This is a genomic window from Amycolatopsis sp. NPDC052450 (assembly GCF_044547565.1).
Taxonomy (GTDB): domain Bacteria; phylum Actinomycetota; class Actinomycetes; order Mycobacteriales; family Pseudonocardiaceae; genus Amycolatopsis.
This window is the reverse complement of record NZ_JBIUAQ010000031.1, coordinates 1-24,380: the sequence shown is the minus strand read 5'-3', so window position 1 is coordinate 24,380 and position 24,380 is coordinate 1. Positions and strand designations below refer to the sequence as shown.

25 protein-coding genes are annotated in these 24,380 nt (G+C 69.4%); 11 read left to right on the top strand and 14 right to left on the bottom strand.

Annotation, left to right across the window (positions count from 1 at the left end; translation table 11 throughout):
- Positions 1-11 precede the first annotated feature (11 nt).
- Positions 12-692 (bottom strand): GNAT family N-acetyltransferase, encoded by a 681-nt coding sequence (locus ACIHAO_RS34830; RefSeq protein WP_396565148.1) that lies wholly within the window; start codon positions 690-692, stop codon positions 12-14.
- A gap of 121 nt (positions 693-813) precedes the next feature.
- Between ACIHAO_RS34830 and ACIHAO_RS34825 the strand changes: the two genes are divergently transcribed.
- Positions 814-1,572, top strand: coding sequence for a sigma-70 family RNA polymerase sigma factor (locus ACIHAO_RS34825; protein WP_396565146.1), 759 nt, complete (start codon positions 814-816; stop codon positions 1,570-1,572).
- A gap of 5 nt (positions 1,573-1,577) precedes the next feature.
- On the opposite strand, the gene ACIHAO_RS34820 is transcribed toward ACIHAO_RS34825, so the two are convergent.
- Positions 1,578-3,317, bottom strand: coding sequence for an ABC transporter ATP-binding protein (locus ACIHAO_RS34820; protein WP_396565144.1), 1,740 nt, complete (start codon positions 3,315-3,317; stop codon positions 1,578-1,580).
- A gap of 75 nt (positions 3,318-3,392) precedes the next feature.
- Between ACIHAO_RS34820 and ACIHAO_RS34815 the strand changes: the two genes are divergently transcribed.
- Together ACIHAO_RS34815 and ACIHAO_RS34810 are read left to right on the top strand one after the other, a co-directional pair.
- Positions 3,393-3,965: a TetR/AcrR family transcriptional regulator gene (locus tag ACIHAO_RS34815; RefSeq protein WP_396565142.1), complete on the top strand. Its 573-nt coding sequence runs from the start codon at positions 3,393-3,395 to the stop codon at positions 3,963-3,965.
- A gap of 56 nt (positions 3,966-4,021) precedes the next feature.
- Positions 4,022-4,909 carry a lysostaphin resistance A-like protein gene (locus tag ACIHAO_RS34810; RefSeq protein WP_396565267.1) on the top strand — a complete coding sequence of 296 codons (888 nt, stop codon included), beginning with the start codon at positions 4,022-4,024 and terminating at the stop codon, positions 4,907-4,909.
- Between the two features lie 73 nt (positions 4,910-4,982).
- On the opposite strand, the gene ACIHAO_RS34805 is transcribed toward ACIHAO_RS34810, so the two are convergent.
- Positions 4,983-6,032, bottom strand: a complete 1,050-nt coding sequence (locus ACIHAO_RS34805) for an NAD(P)-dependent alcohol dehydrogenase (protein WP_125786374.1) — start codon at positions 6,030-6,032, stop codon at positions 4,983-4,985.
- Between the two features lie 88 nt (positions 6,033-6,120).
- Between ACIHAO_RS34805 and ACIHAO_RS34800 the strand changes: the two genes are divergently transcribed.
- Positions 6,121-6,723 (top strand): TetR/AcrR family transcriptional regulator, encoded by a 603-nt coding sequence (locus tag ACIHAO_RS34800; RefSeq protein WP_396565139.1) that lies wholly within the window; start codon positions 6,121-6,123, stop codon positions 6,721-6,723.
- A gap of 89 nt (positions 6,724-6,812) precedes the next feature.
- Positions 6,813-8,168 carry an MFS transporter gene (locus tag ACIHAO_RS34795; protein ID WP_396565137.1) on the top strand — a complete coding sequence of 452 codons (1,356 nt, stop codon included), beginning with the start codon at positions 6,813-6,815 and terminating at the stop codon, positions 8,166-8,168.
- 1 nt (position 8,169) lies between these two features.
- Here the strand turns inward: ACIHAO_RS34795 and ACIHAO_RS34790 are convergent, their stop codons facing one another.
- From ACIHAO_RS34790 to ACIHAO_RS34770, 5 genes are all read right to left on the bottom strand, one after another.
- Positions 8,170-8,631, bottom strand: coding sequence for an ATP-binding protein (locus ACIHAO_RS34790; RefSeq protein WP_125797307.1), 462 nt, complete (start codon positions 8,629-8,631; stop codon positions 8,170-8,172).
- Between the two features lie 90 nt (positions 8,632-8,721).
- Entirely contained in the window at positions 8,722-9,333 is a 612-nt protein-coding gene (locus tag ACIHAO_RS34785; RefSeq protein WP_396565134.1) for a TetR/AcrR family transcriptional regulator, read from the bottom strand.
- Between the two features lie 6 nt (positions 9,334-9,339).
- Complete coding sequence (locus ACIHAO_RS34780; protein WP_396565132.1) at positions 9,340-10,179, bottom strand: class I SAM-dependent methyltransferase; 840 nt, start codon at positions 10,177-10,179, stop codon at positions 9,340-9,342.
- Between the two features lie 72 nt (positions 10,180-10,251).
- Positions 10,252-10,989, bottom strand: coding sequence for a hypothetical protein (locus ACIHAO_RS34775; RefSeq protein WP_396565130.1), 738 nt, complete (start codon positions 10,987-10,989; stop codon positions 10,252-10,254).
- A gap of 94 nt (positions 10,990-11,083) precedes the next feature.
- Positions 11,084-11,557 carry a hypothetical protein gene (locus ACIHAO_RS34770; RefSeq protein ID WP_396565128.1) on the bottom strand — a complete coding sequence of 158 codons (474 nt, stop codon included), beginning with the start codon at positions 11,555-11,557 and terminating at the stop codon, positions 11,084-11,086.
- Positions 11,558-11,599: 42 nt separating this feature from the next.
- On the opposite strand from ACIHAO_RS34770, the gene ACIHAO_RS34765 reads away from it, so the two are divergent.
- Both ACIHAO_RS34765 and ACIHAO_RS34760 read left to right on the top strand, forming a co-directional pair.
- Positions 11,600-11,722 carry a hypothetical protein gene (locus ACIHAO_RS34765; RefSeq protein WP_396565126.1) on the top strand — a complete coding sequence of 41 codons (123 nt, stop codon included), beginning with the start codon at positions 11,600-11,602 and terminating at the stop codon, positions 11,720-11,722.
- Positions 11,723-11,839: 117 nt separating this feature from the next.
- Positions 11,840-12,280, top strand: a complete 441-nt coding sequence (locus ACIHAO_RS34760; RefSeq protein ID WP_396565124.1) for a hypothetical protein — start codon at positions 11,840-11,842, stop codon at positions 12,278-12,280.
- On the opposite strand, the gene ACIHAO_RS34755 is transcribed toward ACIHAO_RS34760, so the two are convergent.
- From ACIHAO_RS34755 to ACIHAO_RS34740, 4 genes are all read right to left on the bottom strand, one after another.
- A complete protein-coding gene (locus tag ACIHAO_RS34755) occupies positions 12,252-15,155 on the bottom strand; it encodes an AfsR/SARP family transcriptional regulator (RefSeq protein WP_396565122.1) in 2,904 nt (967 codons plus the stop codon). The genes ACIHAO_RS34760 and ACIHAO_RS34755 overlap by 29 nt on opposite strands.
- Entirely contained in the window at positions 15,155-15,817 is a 663-nt protein-coding gene (locus ACIHAO_RS34750; RefSeq protein ID WP_396565120.1) for a response regulator, read from the bottom strand. Before ACIHAO_RS34750 ends, ACIHAO_RS34755 begins: the two co-directional genes overlap by 1 nt.
- A complete protein-coding gene (locus tag ACIHAO_RS34745) occupies positions 15,814-16,980 on the bottom strand; it encodes a sensor histidine kinase (protein WP_396565118.1) in 1,167 nt (388 codons plus the stop codon). The genes ACIHAO_RS34750 and ACIHAO_RS34745 overlap by 4 nt, the downstream gene beginning before the upstream one ends.
- Positions 16,981-17,100: 120 nt before the next feature.
- The gene (locus tag ACIHAO_RS34740; RefSeq protein ID WP_396565116.1) at positions 17,101-17,472 is read right to left on the bottom strand and encodes an MmcQ/YjbR family DNA-binding protein; all 372 of its coding nucleotides are present in this window, start codon (positions 17,470-17,472) and stop codon (positions 17,101-17,103) included.
- Between the two features lie 114 nt (positions 17,473-17,586).
- On the opposite strand from ACIHAO_RS34740, the gene ACIHAO_RS34735 reads away from it, so the two are divergent.
- From ACIHAO_RS34735 to ACIHAO_RS34725, 3 genes are read left to right on the top strand one after another with little or no spacing between them, the layout of a single operon-like run.
- Positions 17,587-18,795 carry an SGNH/GDSL hydrolase family protein gene (locus tag ACIHAO_RS34735; RefSeq protein ID WP_396565114.1) on the top strand — a complete coding sequence of 403 codons (1,209 nt, stop codon included), beginning with the start codon at positions 17,587-17,589 and terminating at the stop codon, positions 18,793-18,795.
- Between the two features lie 51 nt (positions 18,796-18,846).
- Positions 18,847-20,232 carry an FAD-binding oxidoreductase gene (locus ACIHAO_RS34730; protein WP_396565112.1) on the top strand — a complete coding sequence of 462 codons (1,386 nt, stop codon included), beginning with the start codon at positions 18,847-18,849 and terminating at the stop codon, positions 20,230-20,232.
- A 27-nt stretch (positions 20,233-20,259) separates the two neighbouring features.
- Complete coding sequence (locus ACIHAO_RS34725; protein WP_396565110.1) at positions 20,260-21,522, top strand: class I SAM-dependent methyltransferase; 1,263 nt, start codon at positions 20,260-20,262, stop codon at positions 21,520-21,522.
- 6 nt (positions 21,523-21,528) lie between these two features.
- Here the strand turns inward: ACIHAO_RS34725 and ACIHAO_RS34720 are convergent, their stop codons facing one another.
- Both ACIHAO_RS34720 and ACIHAO_RS34715 read right to left on the bottom strand, forming a co-directional pair.
- Positions 21,529-23,139, bottom strand: coding sequence for a thiamine pyrophosphate-binding protein (locus ACIHAO_RS34720; protein WP_396565108.1), 1,611 nt, complete (start codon positions 23,137-23,139; stop codon positions 21,529-21,531).
- Entirely contained in the window at positions 23,136-23,912 is a 777-nt protein-coding gene (locus tag ACIHAO_RS34715) for a cyclase family protein (RefSeq protein ID WP_396565106.1), read from the bottom strand. Before ACIHAO_RS34715 ends, ACIHAO_RS34720 begins: the two co-directional genes overlap by 4 nt.
- Positions 23,913-24,004: 92 nt before the next feature.
- Here ACIHAO_RS34715 and ACIHAO_RS34710 point away from each other — a divergent pair, with 92 nt between their 5' ends.
- A complete protein-coding gene (locus tag ACIHAO_RS34710; RefSeq protein WP_396565104.1) occupies positions 24,005-24,136 on the top strand; it encodes a hypothetical protein in 132 nt (43 codons plus the stop codon).
- Positions 24,137-24,380 lie beyond the last annotated feature (244 nt).

Below are 24,380 nucleotides of genomic sequence, written 5' to 3'. Positions count from 1 at the left end.
TTAGAGCAACTTCACAAGGAGCCCGGCACCCGGACGGTTACGAAGTCCGGCCGCGGTACGACTTCGAAACCGATCGACCGGTAAAGCCGGATCGCCGGGGTGTTCGCCGCCGCCGCGTGCATCATCGGGAGCTCACCGCGGGCCCGGATCCCGGCCGCGACCGCGCGGATGAGCCGCGTCGCCAGTCCTTGGCCTCGATACGCCGGATCGGTGCAGACGGCGCTGATCTCGGTCCAGCCGGGTGGGTGCAGCCGCTCGCCCGCCATCGCGATCAGTTCGCCGCCACGCCGGATTCCCAGGTATGTCCCCAATTCGATGGTCCGTTTCCGGAACGGCCCCGGTTGGGTCCGCTCGACGAGGTCCAGCATCTCCGGGACGTCGTCCGGCCTCAGCAGGACGGCTTCGGGGTCTTCGGCGGCTTCGAGCGCGATGTCGACCAGCCGGACCCCGGCGATCCTGCCGAGGATCTCCCAGCCGTCCGGGACGGGCAGTGCGTTGTGGACGGTGACCGTCGCCCCCGGGCCCGCCAACGCGGCGACGTCGGCCCACACGCTCTCGTCCGGTTCGGGTGGCAGGGCGAAGAACGGGGCGACGTCGACCTGGTAGCGCAGGACCTGGCCGAAGCCTTCGGCGAAGTGGGCGTGCGGCCCGGTCAGCGACTCCCAGGCCGGGTCGTCGAAAGGGATGGCCATGACGGATGCGACATCGGCGGTCCGCCTTTCATTCCCGCTCCCACATCCCGGACACGGCAGGCCGGGACCGATGACATCGTGGTCGTCGCGATCGGCCCGCGTCCGGGTTACGGTGGCCGAGATGAGGGACGACGCCGGGCAGGACGCAGTGGACGCCACGCTGCTCGACGCCTTCCGTGCCGGCGACATCGACGCCGGCGAGGCGCTCTTCCGGCGGCACGCCGAGCCGCTCCGCCGGATCGCGGCGGGCTGGGTCGCCGAGCCGGCCGAACGCGACGACCTCGTCGCCGAGGCCTTCGTGCGGGTCCTGAGCGTCATTCGCGCGGGCGGCGGCCCGCGGGAGAACCTCCGCCCCTATCTCGCGGTCACCATCCGGAATCTCGCGGCCAAGTGGAGCCATCACCACAAACGGGTCGAGTTGTACGGCACGACCCCGGCGGTCGAAGAGGCCGCCGGGGTCGTGGGCGCGGAGGAACTGCTCATCAGCCGCTCGAACGCCCGGTTGGCGTGGCGCGCCTATTGCGCGCTCCCCGGCCGCTGGCGGACCGTGTTGTGGCGGACCGAGGCCGAAGGAGACTCGCCGAAGGTGGTGGCGCCACTGCTGGGCGTGTCGCCCAACGGCGCCTCCGTCCTGGCGCTGCGGGCCCGCGAAGGACTGCGCCAAGCCTTCCTCCAGGCGCAGGTCCCCGAAGCGGGCACGCCGTGCTGCCGGGAAGCGCGGCGCCGCATGGGCGCGTGGCTCCGCGGCGGCGTGCCGGGCCGCCGTGCGGATCTGATCGCCACGCATCTGGCGGACTGCGAACCCTGCCGGACCGTCGCCACCCGGCTCGACGAGATCAACCGCGAGATGCCGCCGGGAGTCCGCGCCGTCTCCGCCTGAGCGGATCAGCCGGGAACCGGCGCGCCCTCCCCCGCGATCCGCAGTGCCTCCACCAGTTCGCGATACAGCGTGTCGGTGGCGAGCAACTGTTCGTGGCTGCCACTCGCCCGCACTCGGCCGTCCTCCATCACCACGATGGTGTCCGCGTCGATCACCGTGGACAGCCGGTGCGCCACGGTGACCACGGCCCCTTCGCGCGCCAGGCGCCGGATGCAGTCGTGGATCGCGCTCTCGGTCCGGCCGTCGACCTGCGCGGTCGCCTCGTCCAGCAACACCACGTCCGGCGTGCGCAGGATCGCCCTCGCCAGCGCGATCCGCTGCCGTTCCCCACCGGACACCGACGTCGACGAAAGCGGGGTGTCGAGGCCGTCGTCGAGTGCGGCGATCTTGTCGCTCAGCCGGACTTCGCCGAGTGCCCGCCACACCTCCTCCTCGGTCGCGTCCGGATGGGTGAAGAGCACGTTCTCCCTGATCGTTCCCGGCACGATCGGCGTCTCCTGCTCGACGTAGGCCAGCCGTGCCCGTACCTCCGCGTACGGCAGGTCCGCGTACTCACGCCCGTCCAGCAGCAGTGAACCCGACCGCGGCCGGACGAACCGCATGATCAGCGACAGCATCGTGGTCTTGCCCGCCCCGGACGGCCCGACGATCGCGGTGTGCCCGCGCCTCGGGATCTTCAGTGACACGTCCCGCAGTGCCGGATCGCCGCCGTAGCTCACGGTCACCCCGCGCAGTTCCAGTACCGGGCCGTCCCGCCCGTCCGCGATTTCCGGCGCCTTGGCCACCGTGTCCTCTTCGACCTCCAGCGCGTCCATTTCCCGGATCCGCCCCGCCGCCGCGATGCCCGCCTGCAACGCGGTCATGTTCTGGCTCAGTTCGGTGATCGGGTCCATCAACGCGAAGGCGTACAGCAGGAACGCGATGAGGCTCGACACTTCGAGCAAACCCGCGCCGACGCGCCAGGCACCGAGGCCGAGGATCACCAGGATCGCGCCCTGGATGCCGGTCCACGCCACCACCCAGGCGACGGCCTCCCGCCGAACCGCGCGGACGCCGTGCACGGTGGCGGCTTCGGCGTCGACCAGGACCCGTTCGGACTGCCGGTCTTCGGCGCGACTGGCCTTCACCGTGCGGATCGCCCGCAGCGCGCCCTCGAGTACGCCGCCGAGACGGCCCACCCGGTCCTGCGCCTTCTCCTGTTCCTTCGCGATGGCGGGCATGAGCCACGCGAACAGCGCGATCACCACGAGCACGGCGGCCACCGTCGTCGCGAGCAGCACCGGGTCGAGCACGCTCATCAGCACCAAGGTGCCGATGAGCATGACGACGCCGTTGATCAGCCCGATCACACTGGACGACGCGGCCTCGCGCAGCAGCACGGTGTCCGAGGTGACGCGGGTGACCAGTTCCCCCGTCGGCCGTTTCGTGATCGCCGGGATCGTCGCGCGGAAGAACCGCCGCACCATCGATTCCCTGGCCTTCAGCACCACCCGCTCGCCGACCGTGCCGAGCAGGATCCACTGCGTCAGCCAGATCACCGAGCCGGCCAGCATCAAGCCGAGCAGCGCCAGCACGGGTCCCGCCAGCGACGCCGACGAGCCCAGCGAGTCGAGCACCCATTTCGTGACCATGGGCGTCGCGAGACCGGCCGCGGAGCCGAGCAGGGCGAGTACCAGGCCGATCGCGAGTGCCCCCTTGTGTGGCCGCGCGAACGACCACAGCACCTTCAATCGTGGAGTATCCATGGTTCTCAATGGAACACGCATGTTCTAAAATCGTCAACTGAGTTCCATATCGGAGAGCGAGGTACGGTACCGGCCATGAGTGAGGGTGTGGTCACCGAGACGGGTGTCCGGGCGAGGACCCGGCGCGCGATCCTGGACGCGGCCATCGAGAAACTGACGAAGCAACCGAGCGCCACGCTGGCCGACATCGCGGCGGCCGCGAACGTCGGTCGCACCACGGTGCACCGGTATTTCGCGGAACGCTCCGACCTCATCGACGCCATCAGCCACGACGCCCTCGACAAGGTGTCCCAAGGCACCCGGCGGGCACGGCTCGACGAAGGCCCGGCTCCGGCCGCGCTGGCGAGGTTGTGCCAGGAGTACTTCGAGTTCGGCGACGTCTTCCAGTTGCTCTTCACCATGCCGGATCTGGTGACCCGCCCCGAATGGCAGGACGAGAGCGAAGACGACCGGTCGCTGCTGAGGCTGATCGAGCGCGGGCACGCCGAAGGCACGATCGATCCGGCGATGTCGAAGGAATGGCTGCTGCAACTGCTGTGGGCCCTGCTCTACACGGGCTGGGAAGCGGTGCAGGACGGGAAGACACCGAAGCACGAAGCGCTCAGCTTGTGCCTGCGCAGCCTGGAAAAGGTCATCGCGGTCGGCTGAAATCCTACGAAGTGATGACGCGCGGTCGCGCCCGCTTCGAAGATCCTTGCCCGGTGATGGAAAAAACCGGTGCCCGCCCGGAAGCCGCCAGGATCGCCCTCATCGGCGGACTCGTGGTCTTCCTCGCGGCACCCGCGCTGTTGCTGGCGACCGGGAACGACACGATCCAGCCGTCCGCGGACTCGGACAAACGGCTTTCCCTTTGGGGCGCGGTGATTCCCGCGCTGGCGGGAATCCTGCTGGTCCGCGCGATCCCGCTCCGCGCACCGTCGTTGCCCGCCGAGGTGGACGACCGCCGCGCCCTGCGCCGCCAAGCGGGTGCCTTGGCGCTCATCGCCTTTGTGTGGCCGCTGGCGTTGTTCCTCGTGTCGATGGCGGGACAGCAGGCGCTGGTCCGCGACATCTGGGGGCTCGCCAAGCCGCTCGTGTTCCTGGTGCTGCCGCTGATTCTCCTGCGAACCCTGCGCTCCCAAGGGAAACCGGATCCGTTCCGGATCACGTGGCGGCCCCGGCAGACGTGGCAATGGCTCGCGCCGATTCCCGCGGTGCTCGTGTTCGGCTGGCTCTACGTCCTCGGCCCGCTCGCGCCGCCGCTGCCGACCGCGGAGGACTACCCGGATCCGGTGTACCTGGCGGTGGGCGCGACGCTGACCTTCTTCACCGCGAACGTGCTCGAAGAAGTCTTCTTCCGCGGCATGCTGCAGACCCGGCTGGAAGCGCTTTTCGGGCGGTGGCCGGGAATCCTGCTGGCGTCGCTGCTGTTCGCGTGGCTGCACCTGCCGACGCACGGGCAGGGATCACTGCCGCTGACGCTGGGCGCGATCGTGGCCTTCCAAGGGTTCTTCGGCCTGTTCACCGGCTACCTGTGGTCGCGCTACCGCAACCTGTGGGCGCCGATCGCCGCGCACACCGCGATGAACACCGTGCCCCTGCTGCTGATGTGACGCTTCCCGAGTCCGTGAAGGCCTCCTTGAGGGACTCTGGGTCCCTCAAGGAGGCCTTCACGGACAGAGGAAGTCAGGCGCCGATGGTCGCCGCGTCGATGACGAACCGGTAGCGGACGTCGCTGTTCTCGACCCGGTCGTAGGCCACGTTCACCTGGTCGGCCGAGATCGTCTCGATCTCGGCGCCGATGCCGTGCTCGGCGCAGAAGTCGAGCATCTCCTGGGTCTCGGCGATGCCGCCGATCATCGAACCGGCGAGCACCTTGTTGCCGCCGAGCAGCGAGAAGGCGTTGTAGGACAGCGGTTCGCCGGGCGCGCCGACGTTGACCATGGCTCCGCCGACCCGCAGCATGCCGAGGTAGGAGTCGACGGGCAGCGTCGCCGAAACGGTGTTGAGGATCAGGTCGAAGCGGCCGCGAAGCGTCTGGAACGTTGACGCGTCACCGGTCGCGAAGTAGTCCTTCGCACCCAGCTTCAGGCCGTCTTCCTGCTTCTTCAGGCTCTGGCTGAGCACGGTGACGTCGGCGCCCATGGCGACCGCGATCTTGACCGCCATGTGGCCGAGCCCGCCGAGGCCGACGACGGCGACCTTCTTGCCCGGTCCGGCACCCCAGCGGTTCAGCGGGGAGTAGGTGGTGATGCCCGCGCACAGCAGCGGGGCGGCGACGTCGAGGCCGATCCCTTCCGGAATCCGGCAGACGAAGCCGTCCTTCACGACGATCTGGCGGCTGTACCCGCCGTAGGTGTTCTCGCCGTCGAAGCCGACTCCGTTGTAAGTCTGGATGTTGCCCTTGAGACAGAACTGCTCGGTGCCCGCGAGGCAGTATTCGCACTCGCCACAGGAGTCGACCATGCAGCCGACGCCGACGCGGTCTCCGACCTGGTACTTCGTGACGTCGGAGCCGACCGCGGCGACGACGCCGGCGATCTCGTGGCCCGGCACCATCGGGAAGATCGCGCTGCCCCAGTCCTCCTTCACCTGGTGGATGTCGCTGTGGCAGATCCCCGCGTACGCGATGTCGATCAGCACGTCGTCCGGACGCAGGTCGCGACGCTCGATGGTCGTCGGCGACAGTGCGGCGCCCGGGGACGGCGCGGCGATGGCGTGCGTGGTCGTCGTCATGAAACCCTCCGAGAAACAGTGAGACCATGTAAGAGGTCACTTACAACTAGCGTAAGAGGGCTCTTACATATTCCGCGACCTGAACGGTGTGATCCACGACATGGGCGGCAAGTACCACCACGGCGACCTCCGCGCCGAACTCGTGCGGGTCTCGCTCGACTTGATCGCCGAACAGGGCCTCGGCGCGTTCTCCGTCGCCGAGGTCGCCAGGCGCGCGAAGGTCAGCCCCGGCGCGCCGTACCGGCATTTCCCGACCAAGGAAAGCCTGCTGGCCGCGATCGCGACCAGTGTCGCCTGCCAACTGGCCGACAGGGTGCACGACGCCGTCGAGGCCGAGAGTGAGCCCGTCGCCGCGCTCGCCGCGGCCGCCGGCGCGTACACGGAGTACCTGATCGAACGCCGGGCAGGGATGAACGTCATCTACGCGGACGGACTGCAGGGCCCGGAGCACGCCGACCTGCACGAGCAGACCCGCCGCCTGACCGACCAGTTCGTCATGCTCTGCCTCACCGTCGCCGATCGGCCACAGGACGGGCTGGAACTGATGGAGCAGTTGTTCACCCAGGCACACGGCTACGGCACGTTCTACCTGGACGGCGTCTTCACGAAACAGGGCTATTCCACGGAAGTCGTCGTCCGGAAGTCGGTCGAGGCGGCCCGTGCCGCCATCGAGGGCCGCACGAAAATGTGACGTAATTCACGTCCGATTTGTCCGATTACCGGGGCTCCCCGCGCCGACAGGATGCGAAGCGCAATCCTTTCGACAACGAGGAGAAACGCGTGAGCATCGGGCAAGACGTCGGATCCTGGCGAGAACTGGGCCGTCATACGAGCACTTCGGTGGTGTTGGCGGGTGGCGTGCTCGTCGGCGCGATCACCATTTACGTGGCGGCGAGCCTGCTGCCGACGGCGATCCAGGACATCGGCGGACGGCCGTTGTACGCCTGGACGATGACGGCGTTCCTGGTCGCCGAGGTCGTCGCGACCATGGTGGTGGGTCAAGCCCTTTTCCGCTTCGGCGGCAAGGGTTCCTATTTGATCGGCTTCGGCGTCTTCGCCGCGGGTTCGGTGTTGTGCGCGGTGAGCCCGTCGATGCCGGTCCTCCTCGTCGGCCGCGGGACACAGGGGCTCGGCGCCGGTCTGCTGACCGGACTGGGTTTCGCCCTGATCCATTCAGCGCTGCCGCCCCGGCTGTGGAGCCGGGGAAGCGCCCTGATCTCCGCGATGTTCGGGGTCGGCAACTTCGCGGGCCCGGCGCTCGGCGGGTTCTCGGCACAGTTCGGCTCGTGGCGGTCCGCGTTCGTGGTAATTGCCGTGGTGGCGGCCGCGCTGGCGGTCTTCGTGCCACGGGCGCTCCCCCGCGGTGAACGTCCGGCGCAGGCGCCGCCGGTTCCGGTCGTGTCGCTGTCCTTGATCGTCGGCGCGACCGGAGCGGTGAGCATGGCCGGGATCCTTTCCGGCACGCTCGCGATGGCGGGCTTCATCGCGCTGGGTCTCGTTCTCGTGGCCGCGTTCCTGGTGACGGAAAAGCGCGCGACGGCGAGTGTGCTGCCCGGTTCGGTGTACCGGCCGGGTTCGCGGCTGCGGTGGATCTACCTGACCATCATGGTGCTGGCGTCCGGTGTCTCGGTGGAGACGTTCTTGCCGCTCTTCGGCCAGCGGCTGGGCGGACTGCCGCCCGCGGCAGCGGGGTTCTTCGCCGCCGCGCTGTCCTTGGGCTGGTCGGTGAGCCAGCTCGTCAGCGCTTCGGCTCGTGAGACTCGGCGGCTCGTGCTCGCCGGGCCGGCCTGTCTCGCCGCCGGATTCGCCGTGCTGGGCCTGTTGCAGACAGAACAGCCGCCGCTGCCCCTCGTTCTCGCGTGGCTGCCGGTGCTCTTCTTCGGTGGCATGGGAATCGGCATCGCGATGCCCCATCTGTCCGTCGCGGCGATGACCTCCGCACCGGAGGGCGAAGGCGGGAAGGCCGCCGCCGGGATCGCCACGGTCCTGACGATGTCGACCGCGTTCGGCGCGGCGGTCGCCGGCCTGCTGGTCAACCTCGGCGGCCCTTCGGTGCTCACGTCGGCGAGGTGGCTGTTGTTCGGCTTCGCCGCCATCTCGGCTCTCGGCCTGCTCACCGCACGCCGCGCGGCCTGAGTCAGCTCCGGGAGCGCTTCCCGCGCACACGTGGAAGCGCTTCCGGGCAGCCTCCGTCGCAGCGGATATGCGCCCAGACGATCTTTCCGCCTCGAACCGGCTCGCGCCGGACGCCCCATTGCACCGCCACGCCGTCGACGACGAGCAGCCCTCGCCCGCGGGGGTCCTCGATCTGCGAACACCGCGCCCGGGGTTGTTCGACGCTGACGTCCGCGACCTCGATGCGGACGGCACACGGTGTCACGCCGCGCCACAACTGGATGTGGCGTGCGCCACCTCCGTGCACGTAGGCGTTGGCGACGAGTTCGGTCGCCGCCAGCAGGACGTCGTCACGGTGACCCTCGCCGAGATCGGGAAGGCATCTGACGACCCAGGCTCGCATGTCGGGCAAGGCCCGGGGCGTGGTGGCTCGCAGGTCGAGCACCCAGGTCCCCGGCACCGGATGCTCCGCGACGCTGATCATGGAGCCACCCCTCCCGTTGCACGCGGCCTCCCTGCTGAAGTCGCACAATCGGGTTACCCAAAACGGGCGAGGATCAACCCGTGCCGGGGATCATCGGGCCGCGATGCCCTCCAGCACCGTCGTGACCACTGCTTCCGTACTCGGCGTGGTGGTCACTTTCGGCCCGTGCGGAAGCAGGCCGGCGAGCACTGTTTCGTGGCAGACCCCGACCAGCATCGCCGCCGCCGCTTCGACATCGCCGTCCAGCCTGCCGAGTTCCTTTTCCGCGCACAGGTATTCGGCGAGGCGGTCTCGCCAGGTCTCCGCGGCCTCGCCCAGCTCTCCGTACCGCGCGAGCACGGCGGGGCGGGCGAGCAACCCGGCGAACGCGGGCAGGATCTCCTTGTGCAAAGCCAAACCGTAGGACAGCTGGGCATGGAGATTGGCCTCGACCGTACCCGAACCGGGCGCGGGCAGCTCGCCGAGACCGGCTTCGACCCTCCGCACGTGTTCGGCCAACGCGTTGGCCAGCAACTCTTCCTTGTCGGAGAAATGGTTGTACAGCACGCCGTCGGCGACCCCGGCCGCACGCGCGATGGCGCGAACCGTGAGTTCCGCGGTGCCGTTGGCGGAAATCAGGTCCGCGGCCGTCGCGATCAGGTGCTCGCGCAGGCTCCGGCCGTCTTCGGTGTGGCGCAGGACCGCCGCTTTCCTCGGTGACATCGGGGCTCAGCCGCGCGCGGAAGCCGTGACCAGCCACGCCGCGCCGCGCAGGCGGACACCGCCCGGTCCGTCGAAAGGCCGGAGCGCGGCCGAAAGAGCTTCCCGCGCGCCGGCCGCGGCTTCGGCTCCGGCCTGGTCGAGGTGATACTTGACCGGCCCCCAGCCCGCCATGAAACCGGCCGCGTCCGGCACATCGCTCCCCCAAACCTGATCGGCCTCGACACGCGTGCAGGCGACGTCGAGGAATCCGGCGTCGCTCAGCACCGAGCGGACCCGCGCCGGATCGGCGAACGACGTCGGGCCGGTTCCGTCTTCGCCGGTCGGGGTCGGCAGAAACGGTGCCAGCGCGGCGAAAACGGCACCCAGATCGGTTCCGGCGAGTTCGGTCATGCACAGGAACGCGAGCTTGCCGCCGGGTCGCAGTGCGCGGCGCACGTTGGTGAAGGCGGCGACAGGATCGGCGAAGAACATCACCGCGAACCGGCTGAGCGCGACGTCGAAAACATCTTCACCGAACGGGAAGACCTGGACGTCACCCTGGTCGAACACGACGTTCGCGACACCTTCCGCCTCCGCGCGGGCCCGCGCCGTGGCGAGCATCGGCGCGGACAGATCAATCCCGGTCGCGCCACCGAGCGGGGCACGGACGGCGGCGAGCCGGGTGACCTGCCCGTTGCCGCAGCCGATGTCGAGCACCCGGTCACGCTCGCCGATCCCGGCCGCGCCGAACAGGAATTCGTTGAACCCGCTGTTCACCGCGTCGTAGCGCTCGTCGTGCTCGGCCCAGTGCCGTCCCTCGTAGCCGTTCCACGCTTCCGCCTGAGCGGTGTTGACGATGCCGGACATCCCAGAACCTCCTCCGTTATGAACACCAGTTCATGAACACGTGTTCATAGTGGAGGAGGGTCGGCCAGGGCGTCAAGCGGTGACGGTGAATTCGGCGGTGCGAACCTTGTCCCCGTGCCGAAAGTCGAGGAAGAGCCGGTAAGTGCCGCCGGTCGGGACTCCCGCGAAGAACGTGACCGTCGGCCCAGCCGCGGTGTGGCCGTCACCGGGCTCGCCGTCCGGGTGGACGTGCAGGTACGCGAGGTCGCCGCCGCGCAAGGCGACCAAATGCCCGTAAGCACCCAGATACGGCTGCAGATCGGTGACTTCACGGCCGTTTTCGGTGACGGTGAGCGTCACCTTCGACGGCTTGCCCGGCGTGAGTTCGCCTTCGAGTTCGACCCGGTATCCGTCGACCTCCGCGACCCGCGAGGGCGCGTGCTCGACGGGACGGAAGTCCCCGGCGGCGAAGAGGTCGGCCCCCAAGGTCGTCGCGACTCCACCGCTGGGCTTGAAGTCGGCGAAGACGCGGTAGACCCCCGCCTCGTCGACGGCCAGCGGCACGGTCCACGTGCCGTCCTCGCCCAGTTCCGGGTGGATGTGCTGGAAGCCGGCGGTGTCGCGGCGGACGACGATGAGATGCAGGCGCTTCTCGTGTTCGACGTCGTAGGCCGTCACCGGCGCCCCGTCGGGACCGAGGACGCGGAAGGTGAACGGGCGGATCATTCCCGGAACGAGCATCGTGGTGGTGGGCGCGAGGGTGTAGCCACCCTTCGTCGACGCGAGCCCGGCGGGTTCGTGGTCGTGCGTGCCGTGAGCGTGCGTGTTCATCGTGCGCGTCCTTAGTGCGGGTGCCACCCGCGATCGTGGAGCGGGCTCGGGCGCCGCTCTCACCATCACTTTACATACCCCCCTAGGGTATTGATCAGCGACGCTGGTCACACCTCGGCGGAAGCCACCGAGGCGTCGTCACCATTCGATCCGGCGCCACGGGCAGCTGTGAAGTCCTGGCCCCGAATCCGAATCCGACGAGCCCGCCCGGGCAGACCGGCACCGCGCCGGGCCCGCCCTGGGTCCGGGATTCGCGCCAGGCGACCGGGTCCAGCCCGACCCGCCACACCTTCCAGAACGGCGCCCCGTCCCGATGGCCGGTGCAGGAATCGCCGCCGGGGACGCCCTCGACGACGCAGACGTAGCGAGAATCCCCGTACGGCCCGGTTCCGCTCCCCAGTCGCACCGCGAGCCCGGACCGCTCGAGCGCGGTCCGCGCGTCACCGGGTGAGCCGGGCACGCACCGCACGAGCACTTCGGCCGCCATGCCGACCGCGACGGTCACCCCTTCCGTTCCGTCGCAGGCGCCTGTTCGCGAAACCGGGTCCACGACGGGAAAAAGGGTCATCAGGGCCAGGAGCACAGACAAGAAGGCGTGCAGTGGTTCCTGATGTCCGAGCAGACCGTCTCGCCGTCGACGATCGCGCGGTTCCAGGGCCTGTTCGGCGACGGCAACGCCCGCGCGCCCCAGCCGCTCAACGGACGACGGCTGACCGTGGTGCCGCAGATCTGAGGCGACCGCTCACCGGTCCGTGAGCGCGGCGGCGTTTCATCGGGATTTCATGGCTCCGCCCTACGGTTCCGGGCACGGATCCGCGCTCGCGGGCCGGTGGTCCACGAGGAGACGTGCATGAGCCCGGCGAGCCGGACCCCGTACAACATGGTGCTGCCCCGGGAAGACGCTCCGAGTCCCGGGGAGCGGGACGAGGTCGTCGGCCCCGGCTGGAGCTGGGCGGCGTTCTTCATGCCGTGGGCCGACGGCCGCCCGTCGCCGAAGTACCGGTGGACGTTGTTCGAAACCGCCGCTCACGCCGTCGAGGACCTCCGCCGCTGCCTCGACGACGGCAACGTCGGCAGGCGCGGTGCCCTTTGCTCGTCCGTGCTCCGGAAACGCGGGGCACCGCGGGAACTGGTGCTGTGCGACGCCGCGGACTGGGCCTGCGTCGTCCACGAGGTCCGTTCCGGGGTGCATCTGACCGACGCCGCCGACGCCTACTTCGCGCGCTGGCGGACGAGCATGGCGGGGCACCGCTTCACGATCATCAACGCCGGCGTACCGACTGTCTGGTGAGGTCCAGACCTTCGAGCGCGAGGGAACGTTGCAGGGAATCGCCGTCGGATCCGATGGTGGTGAGCACCCACTCGAAATGCTCCCTCGCCGCCACGGGATCACCCGCGGCGAGATGGGTGCGGCCGAGCCGGTTGCGGATCTCGGACTCCATCCCGGCGATGGTCTCCTCGGTGACCGCGGTCAGCGCCCGCCGCTGGAGTTCGAACGCCGCGTCGAGGTTCCCCAGTTCCAGTTCCGCGGCACCCAGGCGGGCGAGAGCCGTCGCGGTCAGCAGGCCGTCCGTGGTCTCCTCGGCGAGTTCGACGGACCTCCGGAAGTCCAGCGCGGCTTCGGCGAACCTGCCGATTTCGAGCTGGACGGTGCCGATATGGCACAGCACCCGCGCCAGCATCCCCGCGCTGCCGATCTCCTCGCTCAGCTCACGGGCACGGCCAAGGTGGGCCAGCGCTTCTTCGTGCTCGCCCTGCAGATAGGCGAGATAGCCGAGCGCGGACAGCGATCGTTCGGCGAGCCAGCCGTCCCCGACCTCCTCGGCCAAGACCATCACCCGCCGCGTGCCGGGGATGGCGAGATCGTGCCTGCCGTCGATCAGATCCGCCATGGCAAGCCCGCCCAGCGCCCGGGCCTCCACCCCGCGGTCACCCGAGGCCTGGCCCGCCCGCAGCGCGTCGTCGAAGCAGCCGCGCGCCCGGTCCAGCTGCCCCTGCGCGGCGTAGGCGTAGCCGAGGCAGAACCGCAGCGACGACACGAGCCGTTCGTCTTCGGCCTGTTCCGCCAAGGGCAGCGCGATCTGCAATGCCGTCCGGCATTCGTGGTACCGCTGCTGGCGCGCGAGATAGTCGACCAGCCCCTCGGCGATCGAGCAAGCGAGGCCGTCGAGTCCGGCTTCGGCGGCTTGGGTCACCACCTCCGGCAGGTCGCCGACGGCGTCGAGCCAGGCGGAAGCGTCCCGTTGCCCGCTGAACGCTCCCCCGGATTCCAGCGGGAACCGCGCGACACCCCATTCACTCGCCCGGCGAGCGGCGCTGAGATACAGGCCGTACACCCGTTTCCGCGCCGCGTCGGCGGCGTCTTCGGGCATCTCGCCGGCGAGCCGCCGCGCGTAGACCGCCACCAGGTCGTGCAGCCGGTAACGACCACTCGCCGGTTCCTGCACGAGGCTGGCGTCGACCAGGCTTTCCAGCTGCCGTTCGGCTTCGGCGGGCGAGGAGCCCAGCAGAGCGGCGACCGAAAGCCGGTCGAATTCGGAAGTCGGCGACAGGCCGAGCACCGTGAACGCGTTCTGTTCGGCAGGCCGGAGCTGCTCGTAGGACAGGCGCAGTGCCACCTCGACGCTGCGGTCCTCGGCGGTCAGCTCGCCGAGCCTGCGCTCGTCGTCCGACATCCGGTCCACCAGATCCTTGAACGTCCACATCGGACGGTTCTGCAGGCGGGCGCCCGCGATCCGCAGCGCGAGCGGCAACCGCCCGCACAGTCCGGCGAGCGCGCGCACGGCGAACCGTTCGCCTTCGGCCCTCGGCGCCCCCACGATGCGGCCGAGCAGCTTTTCCGCCGCTTCGAGGCCCAGCGCGCCAAGGGAGACCCGGCGGTCGGCGTCCAAACCGGACAGTCGGCGGCGGCTGGTCACCAGCACGCGGCTGCCCGGCCCGGACGGCAGCAGCGGCCGCACCTGCCCGGCGGATTCGGCGTTGTCGAGTACCAGCAGCAACCTCAGCTGCGAGGTCGCCGCCCGCCACGACGCGGCCAGTTCGTCGAGATCGTCCGGCATGGCGCCGTCTTCGACACCGACCGCGCGCAGCAGCCGCCGCAGCGCGCGCTCCGGCGTCACCGGCTCACGGCCTTCGGTGTAGCCGTGGAGATCCACGAACAAGGCACCGTCCGGATAGGACTCGCGAATCCGATGTGCCGCGCGCACCGCGAGCGTGGTCTTGCCCGCGCCGGGAACGCCGTCGACGGCGTCGACCGAGACCGACTCCGGATCGCCGTCCTCGACGAGCAGCGCGAGTTCCCGGTCCCTGCCGACGAGTTCGCCGTTGGTGGCGGGCAGTTCGTTGCGGATCCGGCGGGACGGCTCGCGGCGCGGCGTGACACCGAGCAGCGTCTCGTCCCCGCGCAGCACCGCTTCCTGCACCTGCCGCAGTTCCTCACCCGGCTCGACGCCGAGCTGCTCGATCAGCCGCTCGCGGACGTCGGTGAACACCTCCAGCGCCTCCGCCTGCCGCCCGCCGCCGTAGAGCGCCCGCATCAGCAACGCGGCCAGCGGCTCGCTCGGCGGATCGGCCGACACCAGCGCCGACAGCTCGCCGATCACCTCGTCGAACCGCCCGAGTTTCAGCTGGGCCCGCAGTTTCCGGCGCAGCAGCAGAAGCCTGCGCTCCTCCAGCCGTCGCCGCTCGCCCTGGACGAACGCGCCAGGCAACCCCGTCAGCGGCTCGCCGTGGAACAGCCGGAGCGCGTCGCCGAAGGTGTCCACCGCGGTGACGAGGTCGCCCGCCTCTTCGGCGGCGGCCGCCACGACGGCGATCTCCTCCAACCGCACCACGTCGAGGCGTACCCCGCCGCTGGCGAACCGGTAGCCGCCACGATCGGACACGATCACCGAGTCCCTCGGCTTCTGCCCGGAGGTGTCCAGGCATTGCCGCAGCCGCCGGACGTACACCGGCAGCACGTTGGACTCCGGCGGCTTTTCCCAGAGCCCGTCGGTGAGTTCGTGGTGGCTGACGGTCACGTCCGGGCGCAGCAGCAGCGCGGCCAGCACAGCCTGCTGCCGGACCGGCCCCAGGTCCAGCCGGGTCTCCCCGTGCCAGGCCCGCAACGGGCCGAGTAGTTCGAAGCGAAGTCGCGAGTCCGGCATGATCCCCCCATCGTTGCGCATCAGCCCGGCACCACGATCCCGTGGTCGAACGCGTACACGATCGCCGCCGCCCGGTCACGCAGCTGGAGTTTGGTGAAGATCCGGCCGATATGGCTTTTCACGGTCACCTCCGAGATGACGAGTGCCGCGGCGATCTCCGCGTTGGTCAGCCCGCGGCCGATCGCCCGGAGCACGTCCTGCTCCCTCGGGGTCAGCAGTTCCGGCGAACGCCCGCCGCTGCCGTTCCCGGCTGCCTGCCGGTACGCGGCGAGCACCCGGCCGGTGACCCCGGGGTCGAGCCACGCGTCTCCTCCCGCGACCGCCCGCACGGCCCGGATCAGGTCCTCGGCCGGGGAATCCTTGAGGACGTAACCGGCGGCGCCCGCCCGCAGCGCGTCGGCCAGGAGGTTGTCGTCGTCGAACGTGGTCAGCGCGAGCACCGGCGGATGGCCGCCGGACCGCCGCAGCCTGCTGGTCGCCTCGACGCCGCCGACGTTCTTCATCCGCAGGTCCATCACGATGACGTCGACCTCGTGCGCGGCCAGCGCCTCGGGCACTTCCGAACCGTCGCCGCATTCCCCCGCGATGACGAACCCGTCGCGGCGCCGCAGGATGCGCCGCAGCCCGGACCGGACCAGCTCCTGGTCGTCGACCAGCAGCACCCGGACCTCGGCGGCGGTCACGGTTTGGCTCCCGGCACGGTGACCTGCACGATCCACTGCCTGCCGCTGGGCCCGGCGCTGAGATCCGCACCGAGCTGGGCCGCGCGGACGGCCATCCCCGCCAGTCCCGAACCGTCCTCGGCCGAGCGGCGGACATTCGAAGGGAGGGTGTTGCTGACGATGAGCTTCACGCCGGACCGGCCGGCGTTCAGCCGGACCTCCGCGGCCGCCCCAGGGGCGTGCTTGACGACATTGACCAGTGATTCCTGCACGATCCGGTAGAGGCCCAATCCTTCCGAGGCGCCTACCCGGCCGAGGTCGCCTTCCTGTGTATAGCGCACCGCGAGTCCGGCACTGCGGGTGCGTTCCACCAGCGTCGCGATGTCCTCCACCCCCGGTAGCGGGGCGCTGCCCGACGGGGAGTCGGCGAGCAGGCCGACCGTGCGGCGGATGTCGGCCATCGCGGCACGTCCCACCTGCTCGGCTTCGGTCAGCGCTTCGATCGCCTCGTCGACGTCGCGGTCCTGCTGCAACGCGTGCCGGGCGCCGGTCAGATGCAGCAGCGTGATGCTGAGCGAATGGCCGACGACGTCGTGCACCTCCCGCGCGATCCGCTGCCGTTCGGCGAGCAGGGCCTTGTCACGGGAGGCGTCCCGGTTGCCGCGTTCGGCGTCGAGCACCCTGGTGTACCAGCGGACCATGAGCCCGCCGCTGAGGCCGAGCAGGATCGCGACCATGTACACCGGCCCGCCGATCAGCCCTCCCCAGATCCCGGCCACGACCAAGACCGCCTCGCTCGCGACGGTGACGATGGCGATCCCCCACGTCGTCCGCAGGACACTGCCCGCTTCGGTGGCCGCGACCAGCAGCAGCAACGGCGCGAAATCCGGGAGCACCGGCTCGATCAGCAGCACCGAGGCGGCGATGATCAGCGCGGTCATCCGCACCCACGGCATGATCCAGTTCGTGATCGTCCAGATCACCGACGGCGCGATCACGATCAGGCCCGCCAGCGCGATCGGCTCGGGCGGCAGCAGCGCGTCCCGCTGCACCAGCGCGACCGCCGTGAACACGAAGCTCACCGCACTGGCGCACAGCGCCCCCCACCACGGCAGGGTCAGCCCGGCACGGGTGAGGCTCGCCTGCACCCGTGCCCGGAACCGGTCCCGCAAGATCCTCAGCACGGCATCAGCCTAGGAAGTCCCGGTGAGCGCGTCATCGTGCGGCGGGCGGCACCCTTCTCCGCCCACGGTAGGAGGCCCGGACGAGCATGGTCGGATGAAATCCGGATGAAACCCGGGCGGTCATTCCCGGCTGAGCGCGACCCAGTCCAGCTTCTCCTGTTCTCGTTTCGGCAGGCCCGCGACGACGAGGTCGTAGGAGTCCTCGACGAGCTCCCGGACGAAGTCGCCGGTCAGTGAGCCGTCCAGTTCGACCGTGTTCCAGTGCTGTTTGTTCAGGTGGTAGCCGGGGACGATCGCCGGATGTTCGGCGCGCAGCCGGACCGCCAGATCGGGCTCGCATTTGAGGCTGATCCGCAGCGGCTTCGCCTTGAGCGGGCCGAGCGCGAAGATCTTGCCCGCGACCTTGAACACGCTGATGTCCGCACCGAAGGGGAACTCCTCACGGGCACCGGGGAAGCCGAGGCAGATCTTCCGGAGAGCGGCAGGTGTCATGGCGTTCAGGCTAACCGGACCCTCCGACAGAAACCTGTCCTGTCCAGGGCGTTGACCGGTTGTCGGTGATTCCTTGACGATGGGTGGAGCCGACTGGGTGGAGGCGGAACCGATATGCGCGTGAAGCAGCTCGCCGTCGCGGGAATCCTGTTGCTGGGCTTCGTGCCGAGTGCCGCGGCGGCCCCAGCGGAGAGCACCGCCACCAGCGGCTGGGTCGGCACCTGGGCGGCGGCGCCCGCGGCCGGCGTCGCCGGGACCGACAACGGTTACCCGAACTTCTCCATCCGCAACATCGTGCACACCAGCGCCGGCGGACACGAAGTACGCGTCCGGCTGTCCAACGCCTTCGGCCGGACGCCGGTGCTGTTCGGCCGGGTGACCGTCGCGGTCGCCGCCGGCCCGGACACCCCGCAGGCCGTGCCCGGCACGATGCGCACGCTGACCTTCGGCGGAGATCGCGAGGTCACCGTGCCCCCGGGCGCCGACATCGTCAGCGACGGCGCGGCGCTGACCGTGCCGAGGGACGGCGACCTCTTGGTGACCACGTACACCCCGACGCCGTCGGGCCCGGTCACCTACCACCCGCTCGCGATGCAGAATTCGTACTTCACCCGGAACGGGGACAAGTCCGCCGACGAGTCGGCCGCCGCGTTCCCGGAGAAGACCTCGGTCTGGCATTACGTGTCCGGAGTGGACGTCCGGGGCCCGGGCCTGCGGGGCAGTGTGGTGGCGATCGGCGACTCGATCACCGACGGGGCCAACTCGACCTGGGGCGCGAACCTGCGCTGGCCCGATCAGCTCGCCGACAAGATCAGCACGCGGCTCGGCGTGCTCAACGCCGGGATCAGCGGGAACCGGCTGCTGCTCGACGGCGGCAACTACGGCGTCAACGCCCTGGCCAGGCTCGACCGGGACGTCCTGAACCAGTCCGGGGTGCGGACGGCGATCGTGTTCGAAGGCATCAACGACATCCAGCAGATCCCGCACCAGGCCGATCCGGGCAAGATCATCTCGGCGCTGAAACAGATCGCGACGAGGGCGCACGACCGCGGCCTGCGGGTGCTGGGCGCGACGATCACGCCGTGGAAGGGCTGGGGTTCGTACACGCCCCAGCTCGAGGAGACCCGGCAGGCGGTCAACCGGTTCATCCGGACCAGCAGGCTCTTCGACTCCTACATCGACTTCGACGCGGCGATCCGCGACCCCGCCGACCCGCAGCGGATGAAACCCGAGTACGACTCCGGCGATCACCTCCATCCCGGCGACAAGGGCTTCACCGCCATGGCGAACGCCGTCCCGCTGCCCGGACTCCGGCACGAATAAGGGCTGCGCCAGGCGGTTCCGTGGGGCACGATGAACTGATGGCGATCAGGAATGACTAGCGACGACAGCGGCACCCGAGCGACGGCGCGGCTGGTCCGGTTCGCCGAACACGACGCGCGCGCCGAAACGCTGCGGGCACAGCTCGCGGATCTCCACGGGACGATCCGGCTGGCGAAACGGACGTCGAACCTGTTCCGGGCTCGGACGGCGACCAGTACGCCAGGGCTGGACGTCTCGGGCTTCACGCACGTCCTCGACGTCGACCCACTGGCACGCACGGCCGAAGTCGAAGGCATGGTCACCTACGAGCAGCTGGTGGACGCGACCCTGCCCCACGGGTTGATGCCGCTGGTCGTACCGCAGCTCAAGACGATCACGCTCGGCGGCGCGGTCACCGGCCTCGGCATCGAGTCGTCCTCGTTCCGCAACGGCCTCGTGCACGAGTCGGTGCTGGAGATGGAGTTGCTCACCGGCGACGGGCGGATCGTCGTCGCGAGTGCGGACAACGAGCACAGCGAACTGTTCCACGGCTTCCCGAACTCGTACGGGACGCTCGGCTACGCGCTGCGGCTGAAGATCGAACTGGAGCCGGTCAAACCGTACGTGCGGCTCGACCACGTGCGATACGAAGACACGGACGAGTACTTCGCGGCACTCGGTGAAGCCTGCCGTAACGGGTCGGCCGACTTCGTGGACGGAACGGTCTTCGGACCGGGTGAGCAGTACCTGACGCTGGGCACGTTCACCACCACGGCGCCCGCGACCAGCGACTACACCTGGCTCGACATCTACTACAAGTCGATCCGCTCCCGCGAGACGGATCATCTGAGCGTCCGGGACTACCTGTGGCGCTGGGACACGGACTGGTTCTGGTGCTCGCGGGCGTTCGGCGTGCAGAACAGGCTCCCCCGGCTGCTGCTGGGCAGGCGGCTGCTGCGGTCTTCGGTCTACTGGAAGGCGGTGGCGCTCGACCGCCGGTTCGGGATCGCCGCGAAACTGCTCAAGCTGCGCGGGCTACCGCCGGAAGAGACGATCGTCCAGGACATCGAGGTGCCGCTGTCGCGTGCCGCGGAGTTCCTGGACTTCTTCCGCCGCGAGATCCCGATCAGCCCGGTGTGGATCTGCCCGCTGAAGCAGCGGCCGGGTGGCGTGAACTCGCCGCTGTACGAACTGGACCCCGAAACGCTGTACGTCAACTTCGGGTTCTGGTCCGCGGTCCCACTGGACCCCGGCGAGGAACCCGATACGCACAATCGGCTGATCGAGGCCGAAGTGACGCGACTCGGCGGGCGGAAGTCCCTGTATTCCGACAGTTTCTATACCGAAGACGAATTCTGGCGGCTGTACAACGGCGACGCCTACCGGAAACTGAAGACGGCTTACGACCCCGACGGCCGCCTGCTCGACCTGTACGCGAAATGCGTGCGGCGGCGGTGACCCGGGCTGGGAAGAAGAGAGACGAGCATGGCTGAGACGACGACCGTCGGCAAGATCTTCGAGCGGTTGCTCGGCCCGAGCGCCGAAGTGTCCATCACCGCCTACGACGGCAGCAAGAGCGGCCCGGCGGACGCACCCGTGTCGATCCGGGTGCGGTCGCCGCTGGCGTTGACCTACTTGATGTCTTCACCGGGAGACCTCGGGCTCGCACGGGCTTACGTGGCAGGCGCGCTCGATGTGGACGGTGATCTCTACACCGCGCTGCGCGCCCTCGTGGCACAGGTCGATCAGCTCAGCACCGCGGACCGGTTGTGGCTGCTGCGCGAACTCGGGCCAAGGCACCTGCGCCGCGTCGCGCCACCCGCCGAAGAACTGCCGAGCCGCGCCAAACGCGTCTTCGACGGGCTGCGGCACTCGAAAGCGCGTGACAGCAACGCGATCTCGAACCACTACGACGTCTCGAACCGGTTCTACGAACTGGTGCTGGGCCCGTCGATGGCCTACACCTGCGCCGCGTATCCGTCCGCCGACTCCACGCTGGAAGAGGCGCAGGCACACAAGTTCGATCTGGTGTGCCGGAAACTCGACCTCAAACCGGGGATGCGGCTGCTGGACGTCGGCTGCGGCTGGGGCGGCATGGTGGAGCACGCCGTCGAGCACTACGGCGTCGAGGCGCTCGGTGTCACCCTTTCGCGCGAACAGGCGCAGTGGGCGCAAAAGGACATCGTGACCAAGGGCCTCGCGGACCGCGCCGAGGTGCGGCATCTCGACTACCGCGACGTCACCGAAACGGATTTCGACGCGGTGTCGTCGATCGGGCTCACCGAGCACATCGGCGCGCGCAACCTGCCGTCGTACTTCCGTTTCCTCGCCGGGAAACTGAAGCCGCGCGGGCGCTTGCTGAACCACTGCATCACCAACCCGGACACCTCCGTCGCGCACCGGTCACGCGGGTTCATCGACCGGTACGTCTTCCCCGACGGCGAACTGGAGTCCGTCGGCGAGATCGCCACCGCGATGCACGACAGCGGGCTCGAGGTGCGGCATTCGGAGAACCTCCGTGAGCACTACGCCACCACCCTCGGCGCGTGGTGCGCCAACCTCGACGCGAACTGGGACGCGGCCGTTGCCGAAGCGGGCGCCGGCCGGAGCCGGGTCTGGGCGCTGTACATGGCCGCGTGCCGCCTCGCCTTCGAACGGCGGGAGATCGAACTGCACCAGGTGCTCGGGGTCAAGGTCGGTCCGGACGGCGACTCGGGCATGCCGCTGAGGCCGGACTGGGGTGTGTAGACCTCCTCAGTGACGGAAGGCTTCGGCGAGCCACCACGAACCGCCGTCGTCGGCGATCTTGGCGTCGATGACGAGCGGCGCGTCCCGTGGCCCGCCGAGCCATTCCGTGACCGCGCCCAGGTCCTCGACCGACCGCACGGTGACACCGTCGCAGCCGAACCCGCGGCCGATCGCCGCGATGTCGGTGTCGGGGAACCGGACGGTGGTCAGGTCCGCGTCACCGAAGTGGTGGATCTCGGCGCCGTACGCGGCGTCGTTGTAGACGACGACCACGAGCGGGATCCGCAGCCGTACCGCGGTTTCCAGTTCCGAGATGGCCATGTGGAACCCGCCGTCGCCGACGCCGAGCACCGGTAGCCTGTCCGGCCGCGCCAGCGCCGCGCCGATCGCCGTCCCCATGCCCAGCCCGACGCACTGGAACGCCTGCGTGAAGCAGAAACCGTCCTCGTCGGGGACGGACAGGTACGCGCTCGGGTAGCCCATGAAGTTGCCGGAGTCGATCGAGACCACGCGTTCGGCGGGCAGGATCTCGTCGAGACGGCGGCTGAGTGTGCGCGGATCGATCCTCCCGTCGCCGGATAGGTCGTTATACGGCACGTCGTTCCACCGTGTGCTTTCGGGCGCTTCGCGGCTCATTCGGTGTCCACGCCTTGTCAGTTCGGCGTGCACGTCCACGGCCGTGCTGGTGACGTCGCCGACGACGCCGAGGTCGATCGGCCGGTGGGCGCCGAGCGCGGCCTGCTCGACGTCGACCTGGACCAGCCGGGCCTCCGCGCCGAGGAGCGTGCCATGCCGGGTGGTCCACATGTTCAGCGCGCAACCCCAGCCGATCACGAGGTCGGCGTTCCTGATGAGGTCCGCCGTTCGCGGTGACGAGAAGCCGCCCGAGATCCCCAGCGAGAAGGGATCGTCGTGGAAGAGGCCGTGCGCCACCGCCGACGTCGACAGCAACGCGCCGGATACTTCCGCCAGTTCTTTCAGCGGTCCGGAACCGGCCCGGGCGCCGCGACCGGCGACGAACACCGGCCGCCGTGCCTCGACGAGGAGGTCCGCCAGTTTCGCGACCGCGTCGACATTCGGACGGACCGGTGCCGGGCCGGGGATTTCCGGAACCGGGGTCGCTTCTGGGGCTTCCCGCGCTTGGACGTCGAGCGGCAGATTGAGCAGGACGGTCCGGCGTTGCTGCAAGGCTGTCCGGTACGCGCGGACGGTGTCGGCGACCGCGGTCCCCGCGCCGTGGACACGTTCCGGCACGGCACCGACGGCGGTTCCGAGCGCGTCCTGGTCGATCCGGAAGTTCGACAGCACCGACGACGCCGCGGTGTCGGCGGCCAGGACGATCATCGGGGTCCGGCTCTTGGCCGCCTCGGTGATCCCGGTGAGCGCGTTGGTCAACCCGACGCCCTGGTGGAGACTCAGCGCCGACACGCGGCCGCTCATCCGCGCGTACGCGTCGGCCATACTCGCCGCGCCACCCTCGTGCCGGGCGGCGACGAACGGCACTCCGCCCGCCCGCAAACCGTTGGTGGCCTCGAAGTTGCCACTGCCCACCACCCCGAACGCCGCACCCACGCCGAGTTCGGCGAGGGTGCGGCCGACCAGTTCCGCGACGTTCATACCCGCTCGACCAGCGCGTAGACCCGGGCGGGGCTGCCGGAGCCGCCGACGATCGGAAGCGGGCTGACGATCAGCAAAGATCCGGTGGCCGGCAGACTCGCCAGATTCTGCAACTGGGTCAACCCGTGCTTTCCCGCGCCCAGAAGGAGTTCGTGACAGGGAAAGGCCGGTTCGATGGCCAGCGCCTGCCCCGCGTCGGTGCCCACGGTCTCCACCCCGAACCCGGTGATCGGCGCCTCCTCCGCGAGCCAGCGGGCACACTCCCCCGAGACCCCCGGCGAATGCGGGCCGTTCTCGTCGTTGTTGAGGAAGGCCTCCTGATCATGCGAACGGGCGTCCCAGCCCGTGCGGTAGAGCAACCAGCCGCCGTCGGGAAGCGGACCGTTCACCCGCTCCCACTCACGGATGTCGTCGATGGACAGCAGGAAATCCGGATCCTCGGCCGCGCGAGCCGACGCGTCGAGCACCACCGCCGGCGCGACCAGCGTCCGCAAGGGAACCTGGGAGACGTCGTGGCCGTCCTTTCCCGACAGCCAGTGAACGGGAACGTCGAGATGCGTCCCGGTGTGCTCGCCGGTGTGGATGTTGTTCCAGTACCAGCGCGGCCCGCGTTCGTCGTACCGGCTGATCTCCTCCAGACCGAACGGGATGGTGTTCGCGAACGGCTCCGGCAACTGGAGGATCGGCGTGCTCTCACTCAAGGGGGCGGTGAGGTCGACGACCTCGATCGCGCCCGTGGTGATCGCGGTGTTCAGCTGGGCCAACAACGACATGCGTGCCTCCCGGGAGTGACTGCGGCGTCATGGTCACTTTAGGCGGGTTTCGGGGGTGACGGGATGGTTAGCCGGCTCCGGCCGAGATTGTCATGGTCGAGGTGGCACCCTCCACATCGCGAGGTTTCGTGGAAGGTGGCTTCGCCATCATCGGCACCGAGAACGCTTACACGGCGACTCGGGACGCCGAAAACGAAGAAATCTTCCTGCGCCTCGACTATTGAGTCTTCACTGCACATTTTACTTATATGTCAGCGGCTCCTGGCAAATGTAGGTCGCCATCCTGTCTTCACCAGAATACGAGAGTGATTCTGGAGCAACTTTCACATTCGCACGCCTGTTCGATTGCTGGTATTCTTGCGGGGTGTCCAGCCAACGAATCCTCGAACCGCCACAGGAGTTGTGGCGTGCCGGTGCGCGCGAGCTCGCGCACGGCGTGGTCGAGCGGTTGTCGGTGGCACGACAGGC